The sequence below is a fragment of the Psychrobacter sp. CMS30 genome, from assembly GCF_904846565.1.
Classification (GTDB): domain Bacteria; phylum Pseudomonadota; class Gammaproteobacteria; order Pseudomonadales; family Moraxellaceae; genus Psychrobacter; species Psychrobacter maritimus.
Genome location: NZ_CAJHBF010000010.1, coordinates 16797 through 43576 on the forward strand (window position 1 = coordinate 16797; position 26780 = coordinate 43576).

General features: G+C 43.0%; 25 protein-coding genes and 2 tRNA genes. 14 read left to right on the plus strand and 13 right to left on the minus strand.

Annotated elements, in window-relative coordinates; translation table 11 throughout:
* Positions 1–57: 57 nt before the first annotated feature.
* A complete protein-coding gene (locus JMX94_RS06885; RefSeq protein WP_201564432.1) occupies positions 58–618 on the minus strand; it encodes a hypothetical protein in 561 nt (186 codons plus the stop codon).
* Positions 619–830: 212 nt separating this feature from the next.
* Here JMX94_RS06885 and JMX94_RS06890 point away from each other — a divergent pair, with 212 nt between their 5' ends.
* Positions 831–1487, plus strand: coding sequence for a DNA-3-methyladenine glycosylase (locus JMX94_RS06890; RefSeq protein ID WP_201564434.1), 657 nt, complete (start codon positions 831–833; stop codon positions 1485–1487).
* A gap of 52 nt (positions 1488–1539) precedes the next feature.
* On the plus strand, positions 1540–1851 hold the full coding sequence (locus JMX94_RS06895) for an NGG1p interacting factor NIF3 (RefSeq protein WP_201564436.1): 312 nt from the start codon (positions 1540–1542) through the stop codon (positions 1849–1851).
* A 9-nt stretch (positions 1852–1860) separates the two neighbouring features.
* Here JMX94_RS06895 and JMX94_RS06900 read toward each other — a convergent pair whose 3' ends face one another.
* From JMX94_RS06900 to JMX94_RS06910, 3 genes are all read right to left on the minus strand, one after another.
* Positions 1861–2232: a hypothetical protein gene (locus JMX94_RS06900; RefSeq protein ID WP_201564438.1), complete on the minus strand. Its 372-nt coding sequence runs from the start codon at positions 2230–2232 to the stop codon at positions 1861–1863.
* 277 nt (positions 2233–2509) lie between these two features.
* Complete coding sequence (locus tag JMX94_RS06905; RefSeq protein WP_201564440.1) at positions 2510–3172, minus strand: hypothetical protein; 663 nt, start codon at positions 3170–3172, stop codon at positions 2510–2512.
* 1077 nt (positions 3173–4249) lie between these two features.
* A complete protein-coding gene (locus JMX94_RS06910) occupies positions 4250–4453 on the minus strand; it encodes a CsbD family protein (RefSeq protein WP_201564442.1) in 204 nt (67 codons plus the stop codon).
* Positions 4454–4898: 445 nt separating this feature from the next.
* Between JMX94_RS06910 and JMX94_RS06915 the strand changes: the two genes are divergently transcribed.
* Both JMX94_RS06915 and JMX94_RS06920 read left to right on the plus strand, forming a co-directional pair.
* Positions 4899–5588, plus strand: coding sequence for a TetR/AcrR family transcriptional regulator (locus tag JMX94_RS06915; protein ID WP_201564444.1), 690 nt, complete (start codon positions 4899–4901; stop codon positions 5586–5588).
* Positions 5589–5724: 136 nt separating this feature from the next.
* The gene (locus JMX94_RS06920) at positions 5725–7950 is read left to right on the plus strand and encodes a molybdopterin oxidoreductase family protein (protein ID WP_201564446.1); all 2226 of its coding nucleotides are present in this window, start codon (positions 5725–5727) and stop codon (positions 7948–7950) included.
* Between the two features lie 87 nt (positions 7951–8037).
* Here JMX94_RS06920 and JMX94_RS06925 read toward each other — a convergent pair whose 3' ends face one another.
* The gene (locus JMX94_RS06925) at positions 8038–9423 is read right to left on the minus strand and encodes a D-amino acid dehydrogenase (RefSeq protein ID WP_374220406.1); all 1386 of its coding nucleotides are present in this window, start codon (positions 9421–9423) and stop codon (positions 8038–8040) included.
* 13 nt (positions 9424–9436) lie between these two features.
* Positions 9437–10189: a folate-binding protein YgfZ gene (locus JMX94_RS06930; RefSeq protein ID WP_201564450.1), complete on the minus strand. Its 753-nt coding sequence runs from the start codon at positions 10187–10189 to the stop codon at positions 9437–9439.
* Positions 10190–10523: 334 nt separating this feature from the next.
* Here JMX94_RS06930 and JMX94_RS06935 point away from each other — a divergent pair, with 334 nt between their 5' ends.
* Together JMX94_RS06935 and hemL are read left to right on the plus strand one after the other, a co-directional pair.
* On the plus strand, positions 10524–10877 hold the full coding sequence (locus JMX94_RS06935) for a zinc ribbon domain-containing protein YjdM (RefSeq protein WP_270896626.1): 354 nt from the start codon (positions 10524–10526) through the stop codon (positions 10875–10877).
* A 65-nt stretch (positions 10878–10942) separates the two neighbouring features.
* Positions 10943–12244 (plus strand): glutamate-1-semialdehyde 2,1-aminomutase, encoded by a 1302-nt coding sequence (gene hemL / locus JMX94_RS06940; RefSeq protein ID WP_201564452.1) that lies wholly within the window; start codon positions 10943–10945, stop codon positions 12242–12244.
* Between the two features lie 164 nt (positions 12245–12408).
* Here the strand turns inward: hemL and JMX94_RS06945 are convergent, their stop codons facing one another.
* A complete protein-coding gene (locus JMX94_RS06945; RefSeq protein WP_201564454.1) occupies positions 12409–12813 on the minus strand; it encodes a DUF962 domain-containing protein in 405 nt (134 codons plus the stop codon).
* 511 nt (positions 12814–13324) lie between these two features.
* Between JMX94_RS06945 and ppx the strand changes: the two genes are divergently transcribed.
* From ppx to JMX94_RS06970, 5 genes are all read left to right on the plus strand, one after another.
* The gene (gene ppx, locus JMX94_RS06950; protein ID WP_201564456.1) at positions 13325–14860 is read left to right on the plus strand and encodes an exopolyphosphatase; all 1536 of its coding nucleotides are present in this window, start codon (positions 13325–13327) and stop codon (positions 14858–14860) included.
* 301 nt (positions 14861–15161) lie between these two features.
* Complete coding sequence (locus tag JMX94_RS06955; protein WP_201564458.1) at positions 15162–15965, plus strand: acetyl-CoA carboxylase carboxyltransferase subunit alpha; 804 nt, start codon at positions 15162–15164, stop codon at positions 15963–15965.
* A gap of 164 nt (positions 15966–16129) precedes the next feature.
* Entirely contained in the window at positions 16130–17740 is a 1611-nt protein-coding gene (tilS, locus tag JMX94_RS06960) for a tRNA lysidine(34) synthetase TilS (protein ID WP_201564466.1), read from the plus strand.
* 168 nt (positions 17741–17908) lie between these two features.
* On the plus strand, positions 17909–18742 hold the full coding sequence (gene proC / locus JMX94_RS06965; RefSeq protein ID WP_201564468.1) for a pyrroline-5-carboxylate reductase: 834 nt from the start codon (positions 17909–17911) through the stop codon (positions 18740–18742).
* 157 nt (positions 18743–18899) lie between these two features.
* On the plus strand, positions 18900–19469 hold the full coding sequence (locus tag JMX94_RS06970; protein WP_201564470.1) for a YggT family protein: 570 nt from the start codon (positions 18900–18902) through the stop codon (positions 19467–19469).
* Between the two features lie 121 nt (positions 19470–19590).
* On the opposite strand, the gene JMX94_RS06975 is transcribed toward JMX94_RS06970, so the two are convergent.
* Positions 19591–20385 (minus strand): hydroxymethylpyrimidine/phosphomethylpyrimidine kinase, encoded by a 795-nt coding sequence (locus JMX94_RS06975; RefSeq protein ID WP_201564472.1) that lies wholly within the window; start codon positions 20383–20385, stop codon positions 19591–19593.
* A 337-nt stretch (positions 20386–20722) separates the two neighbouring features.
* On the opposite strand from JMX94_RS06975, the gene JMX94_RS06980 reads away from it, so the two are divergent.
* From JMX94_RS06980 to JMX94_RS06990, 3 genes are all read left to right on the plus strand, one after another.
* A tRNA-Ser gene (locus JMX94_RS06980) sits at positions 20723–20812 on the plus strand.
* 186 nt (positions 20813–20998) lie between these two features.
* Positions 20999–21075: transfer RNA gene (locus JMX94_RS06985), tRNA-Arg, on the plus strand.
* Positions 21076–21341: 266 nt separating this feature from the next.
* On the plus strand, positions 21342–21995 hold the full coding sequence (locus JMX94_RS06990; RefSeq protein ID WP_201564474.1) for an RDD family protein: 654 nt from the start codon (positions 21342–21344) through the stop codon (positions 21993–21995).
* 45 nt (positions 21996–22040) lie between these two features.
* On the opposite strand, the gene JMX94_RS06995 is transcribed toward JMX94_RS06990, so the two are convergent.
* The 5 genes from JMX94_RS06995 to JMX94_RS07015 form a co-directional block, all read right to left on the minus strand.
* Positions 22041–23054, minus strand: coding sequence for a calcium/sodium antiporter (locus tag JMX94_RS06995; protein ID WP_201564482.1), 1014 nt, complete (start codon positions 23052–23054; stop codon positions 22041–22043).
* Positions 23055–23227: 173 nt separating this feature from the next.
* Complete coding sequence (gene panD, locus JMX94_RS07000) at positions 23228–23608, minus strand: aspartate 1-decarboxylase (protein ID WP_045443274.1); 381 nt, start codon at positions 23606–23608, stop codon at positions 23228–23230.
* 153 nt (positions 23609–23761) lie between these two features.
* The gene (gene pth / locus JMX94_RS07005) at positions 23762–24343 is read right to left on the minus strand and encodes an aminoacyl-tRNA hydrolase (RefSeq protein ID WP_201564484.1); all 582 of its coding nucleotides are present in this window, start codon (positions 24341–24343) and stop codon (positions 23762–23764) included.
* A gap of 197 nt (positions 24344–24540) precedes the next feature.
* Positions 24541–25215, minus strand: coding sequence for a 50S ribosomal protein L25/general stress protein Ctc (locus JMX94_RS07010; RefSeq protein ID WP_201564486.1), 675 nt, complete (start codon positions 25213–25215; stop codon positions 24541–24543).
* Between the two features lie 511 nt (positions 25216–25726).
* A complete protein-coding gene (locus JMX94_RS07015) occupies positions 25727–26674 on the minus strand; it encodes a ribose-phosphate pyrophosphokinase (RefSeq protein ID WP_149490452.1) in 948 nt (315 codons plus the stop codon).
* Between the last annotated feature and the right edge of the window lie 106 nt (positions 26675–26780).

The following is a 26780-nucleotide window of genomic DNA, read 5'->3' on the forward strand; positions in this document are numbered from 1 at the left end:
CTCAGTTTTTTTATGGGGATAATCATTTTAAAAATGGTTATGTTAAAGACAGCTATATTATTTGTCTTTACGCACTTCTTTGATTTTTTTCGCTGCCAGCTCCATCGCATCTGCGGCTTTATCAGCTAATGAGCCGACTACCTCTTTAGCTTTAGTTGTCGCAGTGTCTTTTAAAGAGGACTCTTTATCGTCTTTAGATTTAGAGTCATTGTTTTTACTGTCTTTATCTTCCTTATCAGAAGCGTCTTTATCTTTACTATTGTCTTTGTCTGATGATTTATCGTCTTTATTACCATTCTTATCTGACGTTTTATCATCTTTGCTGTCTTTGCTGTCTTTGCTGTCTTTGCTGTCTTTGCTGTCTTTGCTGTCTTTGCTGTCTTTGCTGTCTTTGCTGTCTTTGCTGTCTTTGCTGTCTTTGCTGTCTTTGCTGTCTTTGCTGTCTGATTGATTGTTCTGTTTATCGTTTTTGCTATTAGCATCTTTATTAGCGTTGTTGTCTTTAGATTCATTAGCAGCATCGTTATTTTTCATCGCTGCGTTCTGATCCGTGTCCTTTTCATTGTTATTCTGCTGCTTATTATTGTGCTTATTATCACTCGCATTAGAGTTACTCATTGTTATATCCTTTTGATTATGTATTTTAGTATTGGATGTTTTTAATCTTGAATAGCGAGAGTCAAGATTACTATTAGAATGAGTTAACTGTCTGTATAGCATCAGTTGCAATAGGTAATAGCGTCTATCACCTAACGTCTTTCGGTAAGTTTTTATGCTAAATTTATATCGTTAATATAAAAATACCGTTATAAATCAAAAGGTCATCATTGATGCGAGCACCTAAGCAATCCGATATTCAATCCATAATTTTAGAACCTGTATGGTTTAGTCGTCCAACCTGTGTGGTCGCGGCTGACTTGATTGGTAAGGTTTTATTTCGACAGCTAACCGATAGTGACGGCAAGCAAAAAATCCTGCGCATGCGTATCTCGGAAACTGAAGCCTACATTGGAGAGGGTGATGCCGCCTGTCATGCGCACGCCGGTACGCGTACTGCACGGACTGAGATCATGTATAGCCAAGGCGGCGTGTTTTACGTTTATCTGACTTACGGTATCCATCATATGCTTAATTTAGTAAGTGGGCCGGCAGAGTCACCAGAAGCGGTGTTGATACGGGCAGGCTTTTTCACAGAGGATAGTGAGCGCTTGCTTGACGAGCAATTACTTAGCGCAGATAAAATATTAAATCCTCTAAAAGAAATAAAACAATTGGCCGGTCCCGGCAAGTTGACCAAACACTTGCAAATCAACCGTGATTTATACGGCGAACCCATTACACCTGCGTCAGGAGTTTGGATTGAAGATGATGGCTGTCAGCCGCCAATATCACTGCGTCCACGGATTGGGATTGATTATGCAGGCGAGGCAAAAGATTGGTTATTGCGCTATATCTGGACCGACCATCCTTCATTGTCTAAAAAATAGTAAGTTTATAGCTGATAGTAATTTTTCTAAATAGGCTCAAAGGAAGTAATCTATGTATAAATTAACCGTTTTTATTCCAGATACGGCGTTAGAGCCAGTAAAATCCGCCTTATTTGCGGCGGGTGCTGGCAAGATTGGCAATTATAAACAATGCTGCTGGCAAGTGCAGGGGAGCGGGCAGTTTATGCCACTGGCAGGCAGTCAGCCAAATATTGGGGCGCAAGATAAACTTGAAACCGTTGATGAGTGGCGGGTAGAGATGGTCGTTGCTACTGCTCGTATTAAGGCAGTTATCGAGGCATTAAAGCAGGCGCATCCTTATGAGACGCCTGCGTATGATGTGATTGAGGTATTAGACTTTTAACACCTGTTGTCAATCTTCTTTGATTTTAATCACGTTATAGCTCGGATAGCCAAGCTCGATTTTATAGTCTTCACTGCCGCGTCGGGCTTTTACTTTTATTTTACTGTCGCCTTTTTTATATTTGACGTCTTTGACTCGGTAACCCATGCTACTGACTTTATTAGCCGCACGTTGCTCGATAGCAGGCTGATAAAGCTCTTTATCAATGGATTTGATGTTTTTTTTGTGTTTCTTGTAGACCTTGGTGTCTTTATAAATGTCCTCGTAAAGGTCGCCATAAGCATTATAGCCAGGTGCGGTGACACAGCCTGTCGTGATGGCTAATAACGCGGCAATCGTACTACTCGCAGCGGTGGTTTTTAATAAAGTAAATTTTTTCATAATATCCTCTTATGATGTTAAAGGCGTTAGCAGTGATGCTAAGCAAAATTGGGCTATATAAAATCTTGCCATAAAAATCATGTTATCAAAAGCTATGTTATCAAAAGTCGTGCTATAAAAAGCCATGCTATAAAAAGCCATGCTATAAAAAATGGTCACATAAACCAAGGGCTGGCTTATGTGACCAAAGGCACCAAGTAGTCAACGATGCCAAAATCTTTAGCTAATGTATTTACTGCTTAAAACATTTCTTGCAAAAGTTTATACAGCTTGAATACTAATCTTTCTCAACCTTGATGACATTTAAGTTTGGATAGCCAAGTAAAATTTCATATTCTTGCGAACCACGCTTGGCTTCAATCTCAAACACGCCGCGGCCGTTCTTTTCTTCCAGCTCAATATCTTCGACGCGGTAACCCATCGACCTTACCTTGTTAATAGCACGTTGTTTAATGGCTGGATAGCGCGAATCTCTTTTGATGCTGTTTTCAATATCATCGTTTTTATAATGCTTTTTATTTTTATATTTGCCATTATTTTTATATTTGTCTTTCTTATAGTCGTTTTTATCATATTTATCATCTTGCCAGATGCTAGTAGAGGCTCTTTTATTTGAGCTAATGAGTCTTAAGTCAGGATAGGTATATTTCAGCTCATAAGTTTGATTGTTCTTTCTAGCAATGGCAGTGATGGCTCGATTGCCACGATAGTTATCAGCACGGATATCCATAACCTGATAGCCTTTGCGGCGTAGGTCATTGCGCAGGGTTTGGTTAACACGCTTATAGTCAACATTGCCATAATCGCTGTTACCGCCATATATTGGGTAATCTTCGTAACCTGGACCGACAACGGCACAACCGGCAACTGTCCCTAACATCGTCAGCGCCAGACCGGCAGATATTGCTGTCTTAAATGAGAAAGCGGGTAGAATTTTCACGATAAAATCTCCTTTGTTATAGCATATCTGAGTAAGGCACTGTTATTAATAAGCCTTATCTTAATCCAACTCATACTTGTCATACTGGTATTTATCAGGCTTAAATGTCTAATAGTGACTGGTTATATGTCTGTTATATATAAAGAGTTCAAGATTCTATAAAAAGTTATAAAGCAAAGGATTACGGAGCAACATTCTTATAGAATCGATATTTGTCTCTTAATCTTGAAATATTTTCTTACATACACATAGTAAGACTTAAAACTCATTAATACGTGTCTTTGGTGTTAATAAGTTGTAAATTTTGCAAATATTTGCGTAAGCATTCGACACTTTAGGTGACTAAGGTGTTGCTAACGTTAGCAAACGTCGATAACACTTTTAGTATTTAAATAGTTTATAGAAAACCATCAAATATATTATTTAACGATAATAATATTATTATCAATAACTTGGCTGATATTACCGGTCATTTTTATAACTGACGTAAGCATATGCTTACACGCAATGACGCTTACGCGACTTAACAGCAGCCTTATAATTTGACACTATACACACACGGCATAAGGGAATGTGACTCAAGGATTGAGTTGACCGTATTAAGGATAATAGTTCGATTTGCTGGCATCAGGATGATAATAGCAATTGGAATAAGGACACATGACCCGTGTTGCAGGCAGATAATGCCAATAGTAGTGTGAAGAAATGGGCAGGATGCCCGGCTATCACAATATACTCAATATCCTGCAAGGATGCAGTGATTAGAGTGGTGATGGGTAACAAGGATCGTTAACAATAAAACCGCATAACAATTAATTGCTATGCGGTTTTATCGTGTCTGGGTATTAATTATTTTACACTGTTTGTTTTTTATTCAAAACTGCCATGAAAGCTAGCAAGCCTTCTATATATTGACAGTGCTATGTATCGACTACTATGTTTATCGATATAGATAAGTAACTATCAAAGAATAACGAACAATAAAAAACCGCATCATAATCAATGCGGTTTTTTTAATTAGTTACTTACTTATAAAGATCTGTATTTACGACAAGGTCTTATAAGAGTAATTATTAATTAGTATTTGTTTTCATTGCGCCATGTATCAACTTCGCGCTCAGCGTCATCTTTGCTATGACCATAACGCTCTTGGACTTTACCCACAAGCTTATCACGGCTACCTTCGATATGTAGTAAGTCATCATCAGTCAGGTCAGCCCACTTCTGCTTCACTGTACCTTTCATCTGATTCCAATCACCTTTTAGGGTATGTTCATTCATTGTGATATTCCTTATTCTCGTTATTGCGTCTTGATAAAGCTGTTATAAAAGTTGAATCAACAGTTTGTATGACGCTTTAGTATGTAGATTATTATTTATGATTCTTATGACACTTTCAGTACTGCGTTTCAGTACTCTACAATTAGCCAGTGGCTAACTTGTGCTACCAATATATGAATTTCAGCGAGCCTTGTCTGTATGGCCAATGTTTGCAGTGTTACTCAATTATGATAAAAACCACCACTATGTTATGGGCCGCATAGTTGTGTAAGAGATGGGGCGTTTTCTCAGCATGATAGGTAAATATTGACTATTAATAATCCTTTGCTTCAGTATTTAAACCTGTCTGAGTATTTAAATATAGACTTATTGTTTAAATGGCTATAGCCTTATAGTTGAAATAATAAATACGTTATACGATTGATTCATCTACGGTAGATTGACAGTGAATGCACTTAAGGTAGTAAGTTCTACAAAAGCAGAATCGAAGCGTGATTTGGCAAAAGCAAAGACGCGCCATGCGCTGTTAAAAAGTGCCTTGCAGTTATATAGCTTGGAAGGCGCTTGTGGCATGAGCATGAACAAAATCGCCAAAGGTGCGGGTATTGCTCAGCCAAGTTTTTATAATCACTTTGATAGCTTAGAGGCGTTGCAGCAGGAGTTAGGCGCGCAGCTGAAAGACAATTATTTATCACCGATGCGTATGGCGTGGGAAGATATGCTTAAAGACTATGCAATGCTGTCTAAAGAGGCGTTTAATCAACGTTGTCAGCATTGCTTAACCATGATTTTTGATGCGGCCTTTCAGAATATCGCTTTATTTCAACGTTTAATGGAAGACAGTCTGCGCTTTGATTCAAAAGTAGTGAATAAGGGCTTGGGAAGTCTAATCACAGAGATACGCGAGGAGTGGACCAAGATATTTATACAGGGTTTGCAGTCAGCCGAGTGTTCTTTTGAGGCGTTTGACGTTCATCTCTGCGTTGATATCGCTGCCGCCCAAGTACATGAGTTGATATTAGGTTGTCATCAACAGCGCTATTCACAGCATCAGGCGATTGAGATGTTGTGCAAAAACTTTGATGGACTTTTTAACAGTTTTTTCACCAAAGATAGGCACAGAGTGGAAGGTTAGTTATTGAGCTTATCAATGCTTAACTTTGGCTAACGCTCAATATTTTTAAGATGAGTAAATTTACTACCTTTATTAAACGTATAAAATGGAATTTATATAGTGAAAGCTATAGTAAAAAATAACAGGGAGCGCGACCATGGCTAGTGAACAAACCAAGACGAATGAACAAACACATTTGAGAACCTGCAATTTATGCGAAGCGATGTGCGGTATCGTCATCCAGCACGATGGTGAAAAAGTGCTATCGATTAAAGGCGATAAAGACGACCCATTCTCCAAGGGTTATATTTGTCCAAAAGCAACTGCTTTACAAGATTTGCATGAAGACAGTGATCGCCTGCGTCATCCCGTTGAGAGAACCGCTAACGGTTGGAAGGAGATTAGCTGGTCTGAAGCTCTCGATAAAGTGGCGGCGGGTATTCAGTCGGTACAGAAAAAACATGGTCAAAATGCTTTCGGTATTTATCTAGGTAATCCCAACGTCCATAATTTGGGCGGCATGTTAACGATTAAGCATTTATTAAGCAGTATAAAGACGCGCAGTCGTTTTTCTGCGACTTCCATCGACCAATTGCCGCACCATATTGTCAGTATGCATCTGTTTGGGCATATGCTGCGTATCCCTGTGCCTGACGTCAATCGTACTCAGTATATGCTTATCATCGGTGGTAATCCGCTAGCGTCTAACGGCAGTATTATGACCGCGCCAAATATGCGCCAAAAGCTAAAAGATATCAAAGCCCGCGATGGCAAGGTAGTAGTCATCGACCCAAGGCGCACCGAAACGGCAGATATTGCGAGCGAGCATCATTTTATTCGTCCAGCGACGGATGTCTTACTCTTGCTTGCCATGCTTAATGAAATCTATCTCCAAGGTTATGCAGACAAAGCGCGCGCTAAAAATAATAGAGCGGCGGCGCTCGCGCCAGAGATTGAACGCATTGCAGACTTTGCCAAAGATTATAGCGCCGAATCCGTAGCTGATATTACCGGCATTGCGGCAAGCGAGATTAAACGACTGGTGAAAGAGTTTTGTGAAGCCGAAAGCTCGGTCTGTTATGGGCGCATGGGTGTCTCGGTGCAAGAGTTTGGCTTATTAAGTCAGTATCTGATTATGGTGATTAATATTGTCACAGGGCGCTTGGATGAAGTGGGTGGCTTGATGTTCCCCAATCCTGCGGTCGATGTGGTCAATAACTCAGGCCCAGGTTATTTAGGTAAACGCCATAGTCGCGTGAGTAACTTGCCTGATTTTAATGGTGATTATCCTGTCGTGGCGATGGCGGATGAGATGTTGGTAGAAGGCGCGGGGCAGTTAACAGGCTTTATGACGGTCGCTGGCAATCCTGTACTCAGCACGCCAAATGGTGAAAAGTTAGATACGGCTTTTGCCAACTTGGATTTTATGGTTGCGATTGATTACTTTGTGACAGAAACCAGTCGTCATGCCCATATCATTTTGCCACCCGTCTCGCCACTAGAGCGTGACCATTATGACGTCACCTTTAATAATTTTGCCGTCCATAACGTGGCTAAGTATTCAAAAGCATTGTTTGCTAAGAAAAAAAGTGCCAAACATGATTGGCAAATTTATCTAGAGCTGGCAAAACGTCTAGATAGAAAAGCAGCGCTTGCAACCAAAATTGAGCGCCGAATAGTCAGGACATTAGGACCGAAATTTATGCTTGATCAAGGATTAAGACGTGGACCTTATGCTGGCATGACATTGAATAAACTTAAGAAAAATCCGCACGGCCTTGACTTAGGGCCTTTGAAAAGGATGCTACCGCAAGCATTAAAGCATAAAGACAAGCAGATTCATCTTAATATTGATTTTTATCAAGCCGATTTAGAGCGGGTACGGGAGATGATGCAGAACTATGACGATAAGCAGGTGTTGTTAATCGGTCGTCGCCATGTCCGTAGTAATAATTCGTGGCTGCACAATAGCTATCGTTTGGTAAAAGGTAAGCCGCGCTGCACGCTTATGTTGCATCCTGAAACGGCCAAAGAATACGGTATTGAAGATGGTCAAACCGTAAAAGTTACCTCGCGCGTCGGTAGCGTGATTATTACCGCAGAAGTCACGGATGAGCTGATGCCAAAAGTGGTGAGTATCCCGCATGGCTGGGGTCATGGGCGTAAAGGCGTGAAGCAAAAGATTGCGCAAGCGCATGCCGGTGTCAGTGTCAATGATTTGACGGACGATACCTTAATCGATCAGTTAAGTGGTAATGCAGCGGTCAATGGCGTACCTGTGCAATTAGAAGCAATTCCGCTAGAAGTGGCTAATTTGGAGATTACCGATTCAAGCGTTGATTCTGACGTTAATGCCGATATTAAGTCAGGAAGCGCTGCATAAAATAGCTCTAAAAAGTCTTTAATATAAATAAAAAGGCACTCATAAAAGTGCCTTTTTTTACGTTCCTAACTTTTACGTTTCTTATTTTTACGTTCTTAAGCCAACAAAATCAAAGTCGACTGGCGGCGTCTCACCCTGTATCAATAAGCTGAGAGCCTTTGCCGAGCCGCAAGCATGGGTCCAACCAAGCGTACCATGACCGGTATTGAGCCATAAATTATCAAAACTAGCATTGGCATCATGACTACCGTGACGGACGTGACCGCTATGCGCGCGTCCTATTAACGGTACATTTGATGGGGTCATCGGGCGCAGTCCCGTCCAATATTGCACAGAATCAGCAATGATACCTTTGGGGAATAACTGCTGTACACGGCGCGTGATAGCTGCACAGCGGGTGCTATTTAAATCTAAATTGTAGCCGTTAAACTCTGCCGTGCCGGCAACCCGTAATTTATCGCCAAGGCGTGAGGTTACCAGCTTAAACTCATCATCAATGAGACTAACGAAAGGTGCTAAATGCGGCGCACGCGGATTGATTTGATAAGTAGCCGAATAGCCTTTGGCAGGGAAAATTGGCAGATGAATATTAAGTGGCTTCATGAGTGATACGCTATAGCTGCCAAGTGCTAGTACATGGCTGTCGGCGCTAAAAGTCTGCGCGTTCTCACCCTTGGGTCGAATAGTCATACTATGCACATGCGGGCGAGCAGAATTGACGTCAGCATTTAACGCCAAAATGTCGGTATCGTATAAGAACTGCACGCCAGCATCGATGCAGCGCTCAGCCAAACGTTGGGTAAATAAATGGGCATTACCCGATTCATCACGGCTGGTATAAGTTGCGCCTTTGAGCTTATGAGCAATAGGATAAAGCGCAGGCTCGAGGCTAACCGCGTTATTAATATCAATGATATGACGCTCACAGCCGAGCTCTTGCATACGTGCTGTTGGCGCAATGGCGGCATCAAATTCAGCTTGGTTGGTATAAAAATGCATAATACCACGCGTTTGCTGCTCATAATCAATACTGATATCAGCACGCAGCTGTTGTAGGGCATCACGCGAATACAATCCTAGATGTACCATTTGCACCAAATTGGCATCAGCTTTATCTGCACGGCATTCTTGTAAAAACTGCATCGCCCATTTCAATTGCGCTTTATCAGCACGCAAGCGGTAGAGCAGCGGCGCATCTTCCTTAAATAGCCATTTAAGCGCTTTCATAGGAGCCGCAGGATTGGCCCAAGGCGTCGCGTGCGAGACGGATATCTGCCCACCATTGGCAAATGAGGTCTGCATACCGGCGGCTGGCTCACGCTCAATCACGGTCACATCGTAGCCTGCTTGGCGAAGATACCATGCGGTGGTCACGCCCACCACGCCTGCTCCGAGTACCGCAATATGGGTCATAGATTGCTCTGCTGCGTTTTTACTAAAGGATTTTAAAAAGTGCTTACTGTTTTGGGTTATCGATTATTCCGCGTTATTTTTGACGGGCGACATCCGCTTGCAGTGCTGGTGGTAAGTCTAATATTGTAAGCTCGCTGTCTGCTAGATGCTCAGGGCGGGCAACAACCAATGCCTTAAAACCATTACCATTAATACTGTCATCAGCAATCGCATTGACCACCTGAATTTTCTCTAGCTTGTCACCTGCTGCTGGTACATCACCTGTGCCGCTAACATAATGTAAAAACGCTTTTGGCGCCGCTTTAAAGTAAATACGGGCGATGACTTCCTGACCCAAGTAACAGCCTTTATCGTAGTCCATACCGCCGCGCTGATGCAGACGTAGCTCTTGCGGTTGAAACAGTCCTTGCGTTGCAGCAACTATCCAATAGTTACCAATGGCTAGACTTGCTTGCATCCACGCTTGGGTGTCTGCTGGCGTATTATGTTCCTCTTTATGGCTAAAGGTCGGCTCATCGGCAACCACGCAAGGATAAATGGGCGTTGGCGCACTGGTATCAAACTTTGAAAAGGCACCGAACTTTTTTAAATGCGCTTGAAAAGCCTCAGCACAGTCGGCACTGATAACCACGTCAAAATGCTTTTCTTCTTGTTTTTTAATCCATAGTCCAAAATCGATACGACCTTTTAGATTGCTAAGCGCCGTTGCTTGATAGCTAAGTCCGAGCTTGGTGACATCAGAGGTCAGTTGCCCTTGTAGGAATTTTTCCGCATCTTCACCTTGAATGGTTAGCTGGGCAAATTGTGGCAATGTTGATTGAGTCATTATTGTTGTCCTATTTATCAGTCGCTATAGCCTCAGATATTAGGGTTAATACTGAGTTATTAAAGTGGTTGTTCACGTAGTTGGTAAAATAATACTTAAAGTAGTGTTTGAGGTTTTCACCATCTAAAGACAAGTGGCTATCAAACCAAATTTGGTTAAAGCAGAGTACCATAAAAAACCACGTGATAAAAAACGTCCGCTTTACCGCATAAGCAAATATGACAATTGAGCACAGCACAGTATTCACAGCCGAAGCGATTGGTTAAAGCTGGCGAGTTACGGTACAATGTTAGCTCTAGAATACACCCAATTTATCACGGCTGACGAGGAAATTATGAGCTTACCCAATTGCCCAAAATGCGATGCTGAATATACGTACGAAGATGGTGCGTTACTGGTATGTCCTATGTGTGCGCATGAGTGGACCGCGGCTGAAACCGATGCGGCGCAAGCTGAAGCGCAAGATGCGGTCATTCGTGATGCGGTCGGTAATGAGCTGCAAGATGGCGATACCGTCACCGTGATTAAAGACTTAAAGGTCAAAGGTTCATCAACTATCATCAAAGTCGGTACGAGAGCAAAAGGTATCCGCCTATTGCCAGATGCGTCTGATGGTCATGATATCGACTGTAAACTGGATGGTTATGGACCAATGAAGCTAAAATCATCAGTGGTTAAAAAAGCCTAAGTTTCTGTTAATTAATTAAGTGATTGTTAATAAAATAAGACCGAATGAATAAGTAGAGAATAATTATGAGCACTAAAAATGAACAACTATTTGCGCAAGCACGTAAGCATATCCCTGGTGGCGTAAACTCACCGGTTCGCGCCTTTGCCGGTGTCGGTGGTACGCCTATCTTTATGCACCGTGCTAACGGCAGCAAAATCTATGACACCGAAGACAACGCTTATATCGATTATGTTGGCTCTTGGGGCCCGATGATTTTGGGTCATGCGCATCCAAAAGTCATTGATGCGGTTAAAAAAGCTGCTGATGATGGTTTAAGTTTTGGTACACCAACGCCATTTGAAACCACCGTTGCTGATAAGATTTGCGAAATCGTCCCAAGTGTTGAGATGATTCGAATGACAAGCTCGGGTACAGAAGCGACCATGAGCGCGATTCGTTTGGCGCGCGGCTTTACTGAGCGTGATAAAATCGTTAAGTTCGAAGGCTGTTACCATGGGCATTCAGACAGCTTACTGGTAAAAGCGGGCTCAGGCATGCTGGATATTGGCGAACCAACATCAAAAGGCGTGCCAGCCGATTTTGCTAAGCATACGATTACCATTCCTTATAATGACCCACAAGCGATTAAAGACTGCTTTGCGAAATGGGGTAGTGAGATTGCTTGCGTGATTGTGGAACCAATCGCCGGCAACATGAATATGGTCATTCCAACCCAAGAATTCCATGATACTTTGCGCGCAGAATGTACCGCCAACGGCGCGGTATTGATTTTTGATGAAGTGATGACCGGTTTTCGTGTCGGACTTGGCGGCGCGCAAGCGCATTTTGGTATTGACCCTGATTTGACTTGCTTTGGTAAAATCATCGGTGCCGGCTTACCCGTCGGTGCTTTCGGTGGTAAAAAAGAAGTGATGTCTTGTATCGCGCCACTTGGCGGCGTCTATCAGGCGGGTACGTTATCAGGTAATCCATTGGCAATGCGAGCCGGTATTGCGATGTTTGAAGACTTAACCGTCGATGGTTTTTATGCGGAATTATCAGCGAAAGTAGATAAGTTGGTTGATGGCTTCCAAGCTGCGGCAGATAAGCATGGTATTAACTTGCGCACCAATAAATTGGGCGGCATGTTTGGTATGTTCTTTGTTAAAGACAAGGCGACAAACGTACCGCAAAACTTCGATGAAGTCACCGAATGCGATATGAACGTGTTTAATACCTTCTTCCATGGCATGCTCGACCGCGGTATCTACCTTGCGCCATCTGCTTATGAAGCGGGCTTTATGTCAATCAAGCATAGTGATGCAGACATTGAAGCGTCTATTAAAGCGGCTGACGAGATTTTTGCTGAAATGGCAAAAGCTTAGCTTAACAACAGTTGCAAAACTGTTTAAGCACTATTTAACTATGTTAAGAGTGTTTGGCTCTTAATGGTAGAGATAAAAATAAAAAGCCAGCATGATTTATTATGCTGGCTTTTTTGCGTTTATTAAATTGGGCCTATTAAATTGAGTCTATTGAATTATGCCTATTAAATTTTATCAAACTTACGGTCTTTTAAGCTGAGTCTACCGCGTAGCACATCGCTATACATACGAAAGTCGCTGGCAAAACTTTGTAGAGGAAATTTAAAAGAGGCCGGTTTGTTCTTCTCAAAGAAAAAGTGTCCGACCCACGCGCAGGCATATCCTGCCGCAATCCCTTTCAGTAGTGGCTTTGCCGAGCGGTTCTTAACAGACTTTGCCAATCCTAAAAGTCCAAAGCTACTACCGGCGAAATGCAAACGGCGGCAAGCCATATTTTGATGTTCGTTTAAATAAAAATCGTAAAATTTCAGCTTAGCTGGACGTTTTATATGGATAAGGCTGCTATGACTGGTTTTTTCCGTGCCAGCAGGAGCGTTGGTTTTTGCGGCTTGGGCGGTTGTCTGATTCATGATTTCTGCTTCCTTGCAGGTTGTTATTGATTGAGCGTCATCATTCCATGATGGGCTTTAATGGTAAAAATGGGTGCTTATTATATATATCGAATTATATCTATCGAACACTTATCGCCATAAGTAAGTGCTTGTTCTCTATTATAATATAGAGAATTACGGCGGTAGCAAGCCCATATTGTTAAATAGGCTATATAAAAAAAGTATGAGAAGTGGTCGCTGTTTTTTAAGGCTAAAGAGTGTTTATTTTCGGTTTAATGCGTAGGTAGTAGTGCTAGCGTCTTACTTGCCAGTGTTTTGCATAAATGTTTTAATGGCAAAACTTGCTATAATCCGCATAATAATAGTTTCAATATACAAAAGCCTTATTATAAAAGCTCTGGTTTATATAAGAAAACCTTATATAAAAACCCTTATATAAGAAACTTAAGTTCCATTCCATGTATTCTCTATTTTAAAAGCCTTGGCGCTCTTAAATATCTTTTTATCTGACACGGTAACGATCTCGCTTATGCCCAAAGACTACCTGAAAAACCCACCACTTGCTGATGATGAAATGATGGCAGCCATTGATATTGGCTCCAACAGTTTTCATTTAGCCATTGCACGCCTCGACCATGGTGAGGTGCGAAAAGTGGTGTCTATGTCTGAAAAGGTGCAGCTTGCTGCCGGTCTCGATGAGAATAATATCTTGGGCGCTGCGGCTGAAAAGCGCGGTCTTGAATGTTTAAGCCGCTTTGTTGCGCGTTTAGATTCGGTGCCACCTGAGCGTATCCGCGTCGTCGCGACCAACGCCTTACGCCAAGCCAAAAACGCCAATGACTTTATCAGCCGTGCCAATAAAATTTTGCCCAAACCGATTGAGATTATTGCCGGACGTGAAGAGGCGCGTTTGATTTATTTGGGCGTCTCGCATACCAATGCCAGTAGTGACAAACGCTTGGTCATTGATATTGGTGGTGGTTCGACAGAATTTATCATTGGGCAAGAGTTCGATCCGTTATTGACCGAAAGCTTACAGATGGGCTGTGTCGCCTTTACCCAGAAGTATTTTGCGGACGGCTTGATTACCAAAGACGCTTTTAATAATGCCATCTCAGCTGCGCGTAAAGAGGTGCTAGCGATTAATGGGCGCTATCAAAAAGTTGGCTGGAGTAGTGTCGTTGGCTCGAGTGGCACGATTAAAGCGGTGCGCAACGTCCTCGTCTCAAAAGGTTGGGCAGACGAGCAAGAACGCATCACTTATAAAGGTGTTAAAAAGTTAGAAAAATTATTGCTTAAAATTGGCAACGTTGATGACATTGATTTAGAAGGCGTGAAAGAACACCGTAAAGCCGTCTTTCCAGCGGGTGTTGCGGTATTGCGAGCCATCATGAAGGTGCTCGGCATCGAGACCATGGTGTACTCAGATGGCGCCCTACGCGAAGGCGTCATGTACGATATGCTTGGTCGCTTTGCTAGTGAAGACGTGCGTGACCGCAGTGTCTTGGCACTGATAAAGCGTTATTCAGGCGATAAAAAACAAGCCAAACAAGTGGTTAAAACCAGCCTTAATTTATTTGAGCAAGTCAAAGCCAAGCTTGCACTCAATAGCGAAGATGGTGACTTACTCAGACGGGCGGCGTCCTTACACGAAATAGGCTTGGCGATAGCCCATAGCAGTTACCATAAGCACAGTGCTTACTTGATTGAATACTCTGATATTCCAGGGTTTTCGCAAGTGGATCAAAAGCGAATGGCACAATTGATGCTCAATCATCGCCGTAAGCTTAAAGCGGATATGCTAGAGCAGACGTGTACCATCGGCGGTGATTCGCTCGTTTATCTGTGTTTGCTGCTACGCTTAGCGGTACTGGCGCATCATAGTCGCAGCGATCATGAGTTACCAGAATTAGAGTTAAAAGTAATTGATGATAATCGCTGGCAAATCACGGTTGGTGAGAGTAGTGAGCACTATGCTTTCTTATTATCAGATTTGCATACTGAGGTTGAGCAATTCGCTAAATGGGGCGTGAAACTGAGCGTGGTTGAGGCCGAGTGTGATTGAAGCATCAGTGCTAATTCTTGATACTGGCTTTTAACACTGATGTTTAACGCTAAGCCGTTACTATTGTAATAATTGCGCTACAGATTAACGTAACAAAAGCGGCGTTGTCGGTAATGTCATGCTATTTAAGATGTGCTACTATAGCTTCTATTGAGTTTACAACTGTACTTTGATAATCGATTGTCCAAAAGCCGATAACGCCGACAATCCTGTTATTTAGCTTTGTCATCTAACATTGTCGTTTAACAGCGTCATTATTAAACATCACCATATTATATAGAATTACGAAAGGGAAGCGTCTATGAGTACCGTCTGGGATAGCGTTCAGCTTGCACGGCATGCCAAACGTCCATTGTTTATGGACTATGTGAATCAGCTGTTTACCGAATTTGATGAGTTGCATGGCGACCGTGCTTATGCAGATGATAAAGCTATCCTTGGCGGTCTTGCGCGCCTGGACGGCCAGCCTGTGATGGTGATTGGTCAGCATCGTGGTCGTAGTACGCGCGAGCGTATCGCCCATAATTTTGGTATGGCAAATCCCGAAGGCTATCGCAAAGTGATTCGTTTGGTAAAAATGGCTGAGCGTTTTAACATTCCGGTGATGACCTTTGTCGATACCCAAGGCGCTTACCCCGGTATTGGTGCTGAAGAGCGCGGGCAAGCGCAAGCCATCGCCGAAAGTATCGCCGTATTTTCTAGCCTGAAAGTCCCTATCATCGTTACCATTATCGGTGAAGGTGGCTCAGGCGGCGCATTGGCAATAGGGGTTGGCGATAAGGTAAATATGCTGCAAAACAGTATTTATTCGGTTATCTCTCCAGAAGGCTGTGCGTCTATCCTGTGGAAAACCGCTGAAAAAGCCCAAGATGCCAGTGAAGCATTAAAATTAAATGCCATTAATCTCTATCAAATGGGCTTAATTGATGCGGTTATCGATGAAGGTGAGGGCGCCCATATTCAGCCGCAGCCAGTCATGACGGCGCTAAAAGCATTAATCGTTGAGCAACTAAATGAGATTAAAGATATGGATGCGCATGAGCGTTGCGAGCTGCGTTACGAGAAGTTAAAATCCTTTAACTCAGAAGTGATGTTGCCTTGCTAAGAGTTTATATTGCTAGGTTACTTAAACTTAGCTTTTAACGATATCGATTTACGCTTAATGTTAAAATAAAAACGTGTCATTTTTGACGCGTTTTTTTGTGCCGATTCGTTCATATGTCAATTGATTTATACGTAGATATAGCCACCTAATAAATAAGAATGATTATGACTAATAGTGCAATCCTTTCCCATCCTATTGAGCCGATAGCCACCCTGCCTATTGATAATGCTTTAGCAGAAGCGTTATTAAGCAGTCTGGCTGAATATGGTGAGCAACTACATGGTCGACGACTTTGGCTGGCCTGTAGTGGTGGGCGTGATTCGTTGGCACTGGCAGCACTTTGCGTACAGCTTTATCAGCAAGGTAAATTGCCATTTTTACCGCAATTACTGCATGTGAATCATGGTCTACAAGCAGATAGTGGCGCTTGGGCGCAGCATGTGGCTCAGTGGGCAAAGGTGCAAAATATACCTTGTCAGATTTTACGCGCCCAAGTGGACGGTCATGATGAACAAGCCGCACGCCAAGCTCGCTATGATGTGATGCGCGCGCAACTTAATCAAGATGATGTTTTATTATTAGCCCATCATGCTGATGACCAAGCGGAAACGGTTTTAATGCGCCTGATTCAAGGCGCCGGGGTAAATGGTTTATCGGCTATGCAGCCGTGGCGCATTCAAACGCAGGGCACGCATCGTATAGCGTTATGGCGACCGTGGCTGACTATCAAACGCGCCACTATCAGCGCCTATGCCCAGCGTTTAAAGCTGCCCTATATCGATGACCCGACCAACGATGCTGGTGATAATGTGCGTAGCGGCTTACGTCGAGATATTATGCCGATATTGGCGAGCTATAACTCCAATATCATTGATAATATTGCTCGTAGCGCGCAGCTATTAAGTGACGCGCAATTAATAATCAATGCCCAAGCAGGCGAGGATTTGCAACAGATAGAGATTGCATCATTACAATTACCACCTGCCCAGCGCGCGCTAAATATAGATAAATTGCAAAAACTACCGATTTATCGTCAGCGCCAATTATTGCACCATTGGCTCGCTCAAGATGAGCCATTACCGCCCGCTAAACAGCTCGTCGATGATGTCTTAAGTCTAAGCCAACGTGATGATAATGACCATCAAACGGCGCTGTTTTGGCAAGGTCGCAAAGCGTCTTATACCATTCGCCGCTATCGTCAGCAGCTTTTTCGTCTCAGCAGCGATTGGCTCAAATGGCTTGAGTTGCCGCTTACCGAGCAGACGCAAACCTTATTTAATTTTACTGAATCTAATCCTATTGGGGCTGATGTTCATACAACTGGAAGACAACCCGTTCCAATTAATTTACGTAATGATGATAAATTTGCTTGGCAATTACAGATTCTGCCAAATGAAGTAATGCAGCTATTAGAAAGCTATAACGTAGAAAGCGATAAAGATAAGCTTAAGATTACCTTTGCGCCATTAGGTCGCAATCAGCGTGTGCAAACCGCACTGGCATCACGTCCACAAGCGGGCAAAAAGCTCTATCAAAACTTGGCTATTCCATTATGGATGCGTGAGAGTTTGGTAGTAGTCAGCGTGGCTTTTATGAATAAAGAGAGTAGTGAAAATGAGCTTTTAGAGAACGATTGCCCGATAGAACTGCCTATTTTATTATTATCACCTTTTGGAAGCTGGGTGTTGAATGCTGAGCAGGCGAATATTAATGTAGATGTGAAACAGCTTGTCGCATTTATCAACAGCCATTTAACTCTGCATAAAACCTGTTAAATAATAAATATGCGACGTTCTATAGTGATGATTACTTAAACAGCAACGCCATTACTGAGCCTTTGAATTTATCAAACGACGCCAGTAGCAGTATGGTAAACTGAGTGTCATTTTACCTATCATTATGTTAGTTTGAATGCCTTTGCATTTTTTGAATAGGAGACACGTATGTCAGTATTAGATAATAAGAAAATCAGCTTTATCGGTGGCGGAAATATGGCGCAGGCTTTGATTAGCGGGCTAGTCAGCTGCGGCGTCAAACCGAGTCTGATTACCGTTGCTGATCCGAGTAGTGAAGCGCGCGAGCAATTGGCTGCTAAAGGATTGAATACGGTTGATCCAACTGCCGATGCAAAAGCGGCGGTTATCGGTGCTGACATCGTGGTATTGGCGGTAAAGCCGCAAGTCATGAAAGCAGTGGTCAGTGGTTTTGCTGATGTTTTAGACACGCAGCTGGTGATTTCAGTGGCAGCAGGATTATCGACTGCGCTGTTATCTGACATGCTAGGTGGCTATGGCAATATCGTTCGTGCGATGCCAAATACGCCGGCGATGATTCAAATGGGCGCGACTGGTCTGTACGGTACGGATGATATTTCTGCCGAACAAAAGCAATTGGCAACTGCAGTGATGGAAGCCTCAGGTTTGGTTATGTGGGTCGATAATGAAGAACACATGCATGCGGTCACCGCCGTATCAGGCTCAGCGCCCGCTTATATGTTTTACTTTATCGAAGCGATGGTCGATGGCGCAGTGGCGTTAGGATTGGATAAAGAGCAAGCGTCAGCACTGGCGCTGCAAACCATGCTGGGCGCTGCAAAAATGGCGCTGGGTAGTGAAGATGCACCAAGCGAGCTACGTCGTAAAGTCACATCACCAAACGGTACGACCCAAGCAGCCATTGAGTCCATGCAGGCCAATGACATCAGTCGTCAAATAATTGAAGCTATGCAGGCCTGTTATGACCGTAGCCAAGCGCTGAGTGAAGAGATGAGTAAATAGCCAGTCGCTACTTGTCATTAACCCTTTATAAATAGGGTATATCATGATTTACGAGATACCCTATTTAAAATTATAAAAATTTAAAGTCATAAAAATGCCTGATAATGACATTCGTCATCCTAAATCCCGTTAATAATGTCACATTGAGTAGCACTTCATGAACAACCTGTTATTGCAAATTTTTGATTTGGTCACTACCTTCGCCATGATGTTGGTGTTTATCCGTTTTATGCTGCAGTTTGCTGGAATGGATGCCAGCAATCCTATGGTTGCCCCTGCTTATAAAGCCACCCATATCGTCGATGTGTTCGGGCGTATTTTCCCAACCGTCGCCCAAGGCCGTATTAGTATTGCTGCCATTGTATTGATGTTTTTAATTCGTCTGATTGATATCTCTGGTAAGGCGGCTTTGACACATAAAGGCATTGCGCCTGTACCGCTATTTTTTACTGGTACTATCAGCTTGGTATTAGACTTTTTGCGTATGTGCCGTTATCTGGTTATTGGTTCTATCATTGTGAGCTGGATTGTGGTGTTTACCCAATCTCAGCATCCGATTATTGGCATTATTGTTAATTTAGCGGAGCCAATTTTGGCGCCGTTTCGCCGCATTACGCCAAACCTAGGTATGATTGATTTATCACCGATGGTTGCCTTTTTTGCCTTTTATTTACTTGAGATATTTATCGGTGGATTGGCATCAAGCTTTATGCCAATGTTGGGCTAAATGCCAATGGTGGGCTAAGTTAAATTCATTAAGTTAAAGTTAGTATAAAATCGAACACTGAATAAAAAGGCGCTCTATAAAATATAGAGCGCCTTTTTTTATTTACCATCTATAGATTATTCTAAAATTCTACAAAGCGATTGGGTATCAATTGGGCGTTAGCATTATCAGGGTGCGGCGCATCAGCGGCACGCAGTGTTTGGGTAATCCAACTATCGGCCGCTTTTACCGCCTCGACAAGCGCATCACCCATCGCTAAGCGTCCGGCGATAAAGCTCGCTAATGAGCAGCCAGAGCCATGAAATTCGCCTTTTAGGCGTGGCAAGATACTTTTATGTACCATCTCGCCTTTGATATATAAATACTGCTCGATATCACCGCTATCAAAGTCGTGTGAGGTCTTAACCAATACGGCATGACACCCTTTGGCGCATAGTTTTTGCGCACCGATATGCAAATCTTGCTCACCGCTTAAAGCCCGTAGCTCATGCGTATTTGGGGTGATTAATGTCGCATAGGGGAGCAGCTCTCGAAACGCCGTTACCAAGGTTTGCTCATCACCTAAGCTGCCACCGCTATTGGCAACCAATACCGGGTCGAGTACAAATGGCGTGTCAGCTGCGATAACCTGCTCAGCAAACAAACGCGTCAGCATCGCGATATTGTCAGTGGTGCCAAGCATACCTGACTTAATCACGCGCACAGGTAAATCATCGAGCACTGTGGTTGCCTGCGCTTCTAGCAAGGCGGCAGCACAAGCCTCAAAACCAAATACTTGCTGCGAGTTTTGTATAGTGATTGCCGTACAAGCGATGGCAGCATGAGCGCCTGCTTGGCCGATCGCCTCGATATCCGCTTGTAATCCAGCACCGCCTGACGGATCCAACCCTGAAAAACACAGTACCACTGGTCGCATAAGCCTTCCTTTTATTTATTCTACAATGAATCATAAATACTATAGCCATCCATTGCCCAAAAAGCCATAGCCATTAGATTCTCGTCAATCAATAGTAAAACCTAAAATAAAATTGGCTTTTTATGGCTAAACTAGGCGATTTTCACCCTTAAAAAATAATAAAGGCATTTAAATCGATAATTATGGCAAATGTAGGGTTAAATCTGTAGACAACGCTTGCAATTCGTTTTGGCTTTGCTATAATACTCGCCCACGGCATAAGACGTATCATTAGCATCGATACTGTGTTTAAAAGAATATTTATTATAAATATTTTGATAAGTGTCTTAAATCGTTCGGTGAAGTGGGTGAGTGGCTGAAACCAGTTCCCTGCTAAGGAACCATACGTGTAAGCGTATCGAGGGTTCGAATCCCTCCTTCACCGCCATTTATTCAGTTGTTATAAAGAGTAATAACGCAGAAATTGGCGTTAATGATTTTTTTAGTATGAAATTTAAAAATAATTTGAATTTAACTAAAAAAGATGTTGACACAAGCGAGATTATCTATATAATGACCAACCTAATTTACTGAAATTGTTCTTGAATAATTCAGTAGATAATGTGCAAAGTACGCGCTTGTAGCTCAGTTGGATAGAGCACTTGGCTACGAACTAAGGGGTCGGGAGTTCGAATCTCTCCAAGCGCACCATTTGCATACTAGCTTATTTGTTCATGTAACTATTAAGCTAAAACTAAATCAATCGCCTGTCTTATGACAATTTGGCGATTTTTTTATGTCTGTCGTTTTTGTAGAGTTGCTATTTTAATGAGCTTCTATCTCAATTTGTTGCCTTCCTTCTAAGTTTCAGTCAACAGCCTTTTGCATCAGAAGTCTTGTCTTATCATAATGTACGCTAAGTGCCTGAATTACGGTACAATGAGCGCTCTATTCTCCGCTTGTTATGGGCCTGTATCATGTCAAAATCGTCACCAAAAGCTGCTCCTAAAGCAAAATCGCCACGCAAACAATCAGCGCATCAAACCCCTGCTGTTGAAGAAGCGATGGTTGCCAAACCTGGCACGCGCTTGGCAGCTATTCTTTATGATGGTATGTTGATTTTGGCTTTATTGTTTTTGGTCGGGACCATACTGACCGTGATTGGTACGCTATTGACGATGGAGACGGGCACGCAATCGCAACAAGCCAGATCGCTACCGACGTGGTATCAGAATGCCATAATGACACCGTCATTTATACTGACACTCGTGGGCTTCTATGGACTGTTTTGGCGCCGCGGCGGGCAAACATTAGGTATGCAAACGTGGCGCTTAAAGACGGTCAATAATAGCGGTCACCTACTAACATGGGGGCAGTCGTTTAAGCGTATCTTGGCCGCCAGTCTGATGCCGCTCATATTTGGCCTTATTGGTAGTGTCATCGGCGGCTCAAGGGCCATTTTATTGACCAGTGCCTTTTTGGGTTTTGTCTTTAACTATGCCTTTTGTCTTTTTAATCGTCGCGGTCTTGCGGTACAAGACATGCTCTCGAATACCATCACCTTAAAAATGCCAAAAACTGAGAATGAAGGGCTGTGGCGGGTGATTAGAAATCGCAAAGCCAATAAATAGTATGTTTAGTATTTAACATCTTTAATGTTAAACGGCTAAACGGCTTTACAGATTAGCGGTTTGCATCAGCCATAGCGTATAGCCGACAAAGAATAGCATCAGCGTCGCGCCAGACGTGCGACCAAATGGGCGTTTGCTGATAAAGGCAAAGAGAGATAAAACCACAAGCAATAAGGTGATGACGCCCATCGTCAGCACATCACGCGATAAGATGATTGGATTGGCGGTAATTGGTGCGATAAGTGTTGCAAGCCCAACAACGCCCAAGGTATTAAAGATATTAGAGCCAATAATATTGCCCAATGCCATATCATGCTCGCCTTTACGAGCGGCGGATAAGCTTGCGACCAGTTCAGGCAAAGACGTCCCAATAGCGACGATGGTCAAGCCAATAATCAGCTCACTCAATCCCCAAAAAGTCGCCAATTCAACCGCGCCCCAAACAATCGCGCGTGAGCTGGCAACCAACATCAATAATCCAAGAAATAGCCCACCCAAACCCCGTATTAAACTGGGTTCAGTCTCATCTGATTTTCCTGCTTGGCTTTCTAATAACTCACTATCTACGATATTACCGTGACTGATTTCATCTACGTGTTTTAAGCTGCCTTCACGTAAGCTCATCACGATTTGAATAGCCAAAACCACCACAAGCAATGCCAACAGCACTAAGCCATCATTAAAGCTTAGCAGCCCGTCACGCAGCTGCCACGCCGCCAGAGCAGTAATTACTACCAGTATCGGCAGATCACGCTTAACGATGCCTTTATGGATGATAATGGGGCTTATCAGTACCGTTGCACCCAATACCAAAGCGATATTGATGATATTTGAGCCGTAAGCATTACCCAATGCCAACTCAGGGCTGCCTTCTATTGCGGCTAATACTGATACCACCATTTCAGGCGCTGACGTGCCAAGCCCTAAAATAATCACCCCAATCAAAAAACTTGGCACATTTAGCTTTTTTGCCAGTGCGGTCGCGCCATCAATAAAAACATCCGCACTCCAAACCAAAATTGCCAAACCGACCAATACTGCAACAACCGCCAACCACATCAGTAATTTCCTTTCTTATAAATTGATAAATGGATAAATAAATGTAAAAAAAGCCGAATCCTATTTAGATTCGGCTTTCTTATTAAAATACCGTATTTACGTAGCTAACCATCCACTATTTATTAGCATTAAGCGTGTTTTTGTGAAAATAAACACCTTAACATCAATAGTTATTAAGCCACTTGTACCGGAATGATATTGGCAGTGTCTTTGACAGTATTGTCTTCGTTGCAATACACCAGCTTTGGCTGATAGGTTGCTGCTTCTACTTCATCAAAATGGGCATAAGCACAGATGATGACGATATCGCCTAAATCTGCCATATGGGCGGCGGCACCATTTAACGAGATAATACCAGAGCCCGCTTCAGCGCGAATCGCATAGGTGCGAAAGCGTTTGCCGTTGGTGACATTATAGATGTCGATAGATTCGTTTTCGCGTAGACCAGCAAGGTCGAGTAAGTCACCGTCGATACCGCATGAGCCTTCGTAGTGCAGCTCAGCATGAGTAACACGGGCGCGATGTAATTTGCACTTGAGCATGTTAAGTAGCATAGGTTGCTTCCTTAGGGTAACTGATATAAATGAGTCAAATCAAAAGCTTAATGGGGACAAGCTTGCTAGAATAAAAGTTATTTGCCTAAAAGTCACTGCTAAATTTACGTATTAGTAATTTAAATGACTTAAAGTAATGCAAATAACGGCAGCTTATTCCGGTACTTTAAAGCCATAAATCTGTGAACGCGCTTTTTCAATATCGCCATCTAATAGCAATGGCAAGGCGTCAAAAGCAGCACTTAAGGCACTATCAATGGCGATTTGCTCATCGGGCGATGCTTTCGATAACACGTGACCGCTGACTTTAGACTTATGACCAGGATGACCAATGCCGACACGCAGACGATGGAAGTCGTTGCCTATATGCGGCGTGATATCACGTAGACCATTATGACCGCCATGACCGCCATCGGTTTTGAGCTTGATGCTGCCGGCTGGGATATCGAGCTCATCATGGGCAATCAGCAATTCATCATTTTTAATGCCATAAAAGTTAACCATCGGCACCACCGACTGACCGGATTTATTCATAAAGGTCAGTGGCATCAGCAGACGCACGTCATGACCATGAATCTGCCCGCGTCCTGTCACCCCGTGGAATTTTTTGTCAGGGGCGAGGGCGATATTAAACTGCTGAGCCAAATGATGCACGAACCAAAATCCTGCATTATGACGCGTAAACATATACTGCTGACCAGGATTACCAAGACCGACAATAAGCTTTATGGCCATAAAAACACCCTGCTTAAATTTAATAAATGAGTGGTAAGGTTTGCGATGGTGCTATTTATTGATAGCACAACTGTTATTTTTCAAACCTTACTTACAAAAACAGCAGGAGATATTCATCACCTGCTATTTTTTTGACTAAACGAACCTTGTATTACATAGTAAACGCTAGATTGCAGTCTCTATGTAACGGTGGGTTATTATTCGCCGTCTTTGTTTTCAGTAGCTTGCTCAGTTGCAGGTACGTCAGCGGCATCAACTTCTGCAGCGTCTTCGTCAACTTCTTCAACAGTTGGTGGCTGCATGTTAACGATAGTACGGTCGTGTGCATCTTCCATGTCAAGATCAAAGATGATAACGCCTTCAGGTAGTTTGATGTCTGATAGACGGAATAGATCACCGATTTCCATGCCTGATACGTCAACTTCTAAGTATTCAGGTAGTTGTGATGGTAGGCAAACGATTTCGATATCAGTCACTAGCGTAGATAGAACACCGCCAGCTTTAGTACCAGGTGCTTCTTCACGACCAGCAAAATGTAATGGAACGTTCATGTTGATTTTCTGACCTTTCACAACGCGCTGGAAATCAGCATGCATTGGGAAGCCTTTAGCTGGATGGCGTTGTAGGTCTTTGATAACCACTTGATGTGCTTCGCCATCTACATTTAGAGTCAAAATGTGTGAGAAGAACGCTTCAAATTCAAGAGATTTTACTAGCTCGTTGATTTTGATAGAGATAGCGGCTGGCTCTTCGTTACCACCATAGATGATAGCAGGAACTAGGTTCTGCTTACGTAGGCGGCGGCTCGCACCTTTACCTTGTAGCTCAGCAGAACGGTCAACTGCGTTTAATTCAAAATGATTAATGCTCATGGATATAATCCTATAAAAAGAATGAGGAAGTGTCTGGTCATAAAAAAGTGGATTTGCGACCAATCCACTAATGGGTGATGATAGCTAAAAGAGATGAGTGTTAATAAAAATCAACCACTATTCTCTTAAGCCATTCGCTAATAACCAATTTTCAGCATCATAGTAATGAGGAAAGTTATGGGTTTTTAGCGTGATCAGCACTTTTAAGTATATTGACTGTCTTAAATCATAAAAAACGGTCAGTACAGGCGCGCATTATACGTGCTTTTGTAGTAATAATAAAGACCTACGTGAAATGGCTATATAAAACGCCTCGGCAGAAAACTATAGTCAATTATAAATAAAAAAAGGATAAAAGTTATAAAGCGCTACAAAAATAGATTTTTCTTGCTTGCTGTGCTTATAAAGACAAAGCCTATGTATCAAAGCCGCTCAAAAATAGGATATAAAAAAAGCGCCAAGTAATAAAACTTAGCGCTTTCTCTAGCAGCAGAAAATCTTAAGCGTCAAACTAGGCATCAAACATGGCGCTGATTGATTCTTCGTTATTGATACGGCGTAAGCTTTCAGCCAGCATGGGTGCGATGCTCACTTGACGAATTTTGCTACAGGCTTTAGCAGCGTCAGACAATGGGATGGTATCGGTAACGACAATCTCATCCAATGCCGATTCGCTGATGTTTTTCAGCGCATTACCCGATAGGACAGGGTGGGTAATATAAGCCAATACGCGGCGCGCGCCGTTTGCTTTTAGTGCTTCAGCGGCTTTGCATAACGTACCTGCGGTATCGACCATATCATCAACGATGACGCAATCACGGTCACGGACATCACCGATGATGTGCATCACTTGTGACTCATTGGCACGGGCACGGCGTTTATCAATAATCGCCATATCCGTATCGCCCAATTGCTTAGCCATGGCACGCGCACGCACCACACCGCCAACGTCAGGTGAAACCACCATGATGTTGTCATAATCTTGTTTTTTAAGATCGTTCAATAATACAGGGGTACCGTAGATGTTATCGACTGGGATATCAAAGAAGCCCTGAATCTGATCTGAGTGCAAATCAACGGTCATGACGCGATCGATACTAACGATGTTTAGCATGTCAGCGACGACTTTAGCAGAGATAGGTACACGAGCTGAACGCGGACGACGGTCTTGACGGGCATAACCGAAGTAAGGCATGACAGCGGTGATACGGCCAGCACTAGAACGACGCAAGGCGTCGGCCATCATCATGATTTCCATCAAGTTGTCGTTGGTCGGTGCACAAGTAGGCTGCATGATAAACACGTCTTTACCGCGTACGTGTTCTTTGATTTCCACGGCAATTTCGCCATCAGAAAAACGCGTGATGTCAGCTTTACCAAGAGGTATATGAAGATGATCGGCTACGGTTTTTGCTAATTCAGGGTGAGCATTACCCGTAAAAATCGCCAAATAAGGCATGACAGAAGTCCTATTGATTGACTCAAGCAGCGACCGCTAAGCAGTGTCAAACTGCTCAAATTAAGAAAAGAGTATTGAAAAGTATTGATGACTACTATTACAGTAA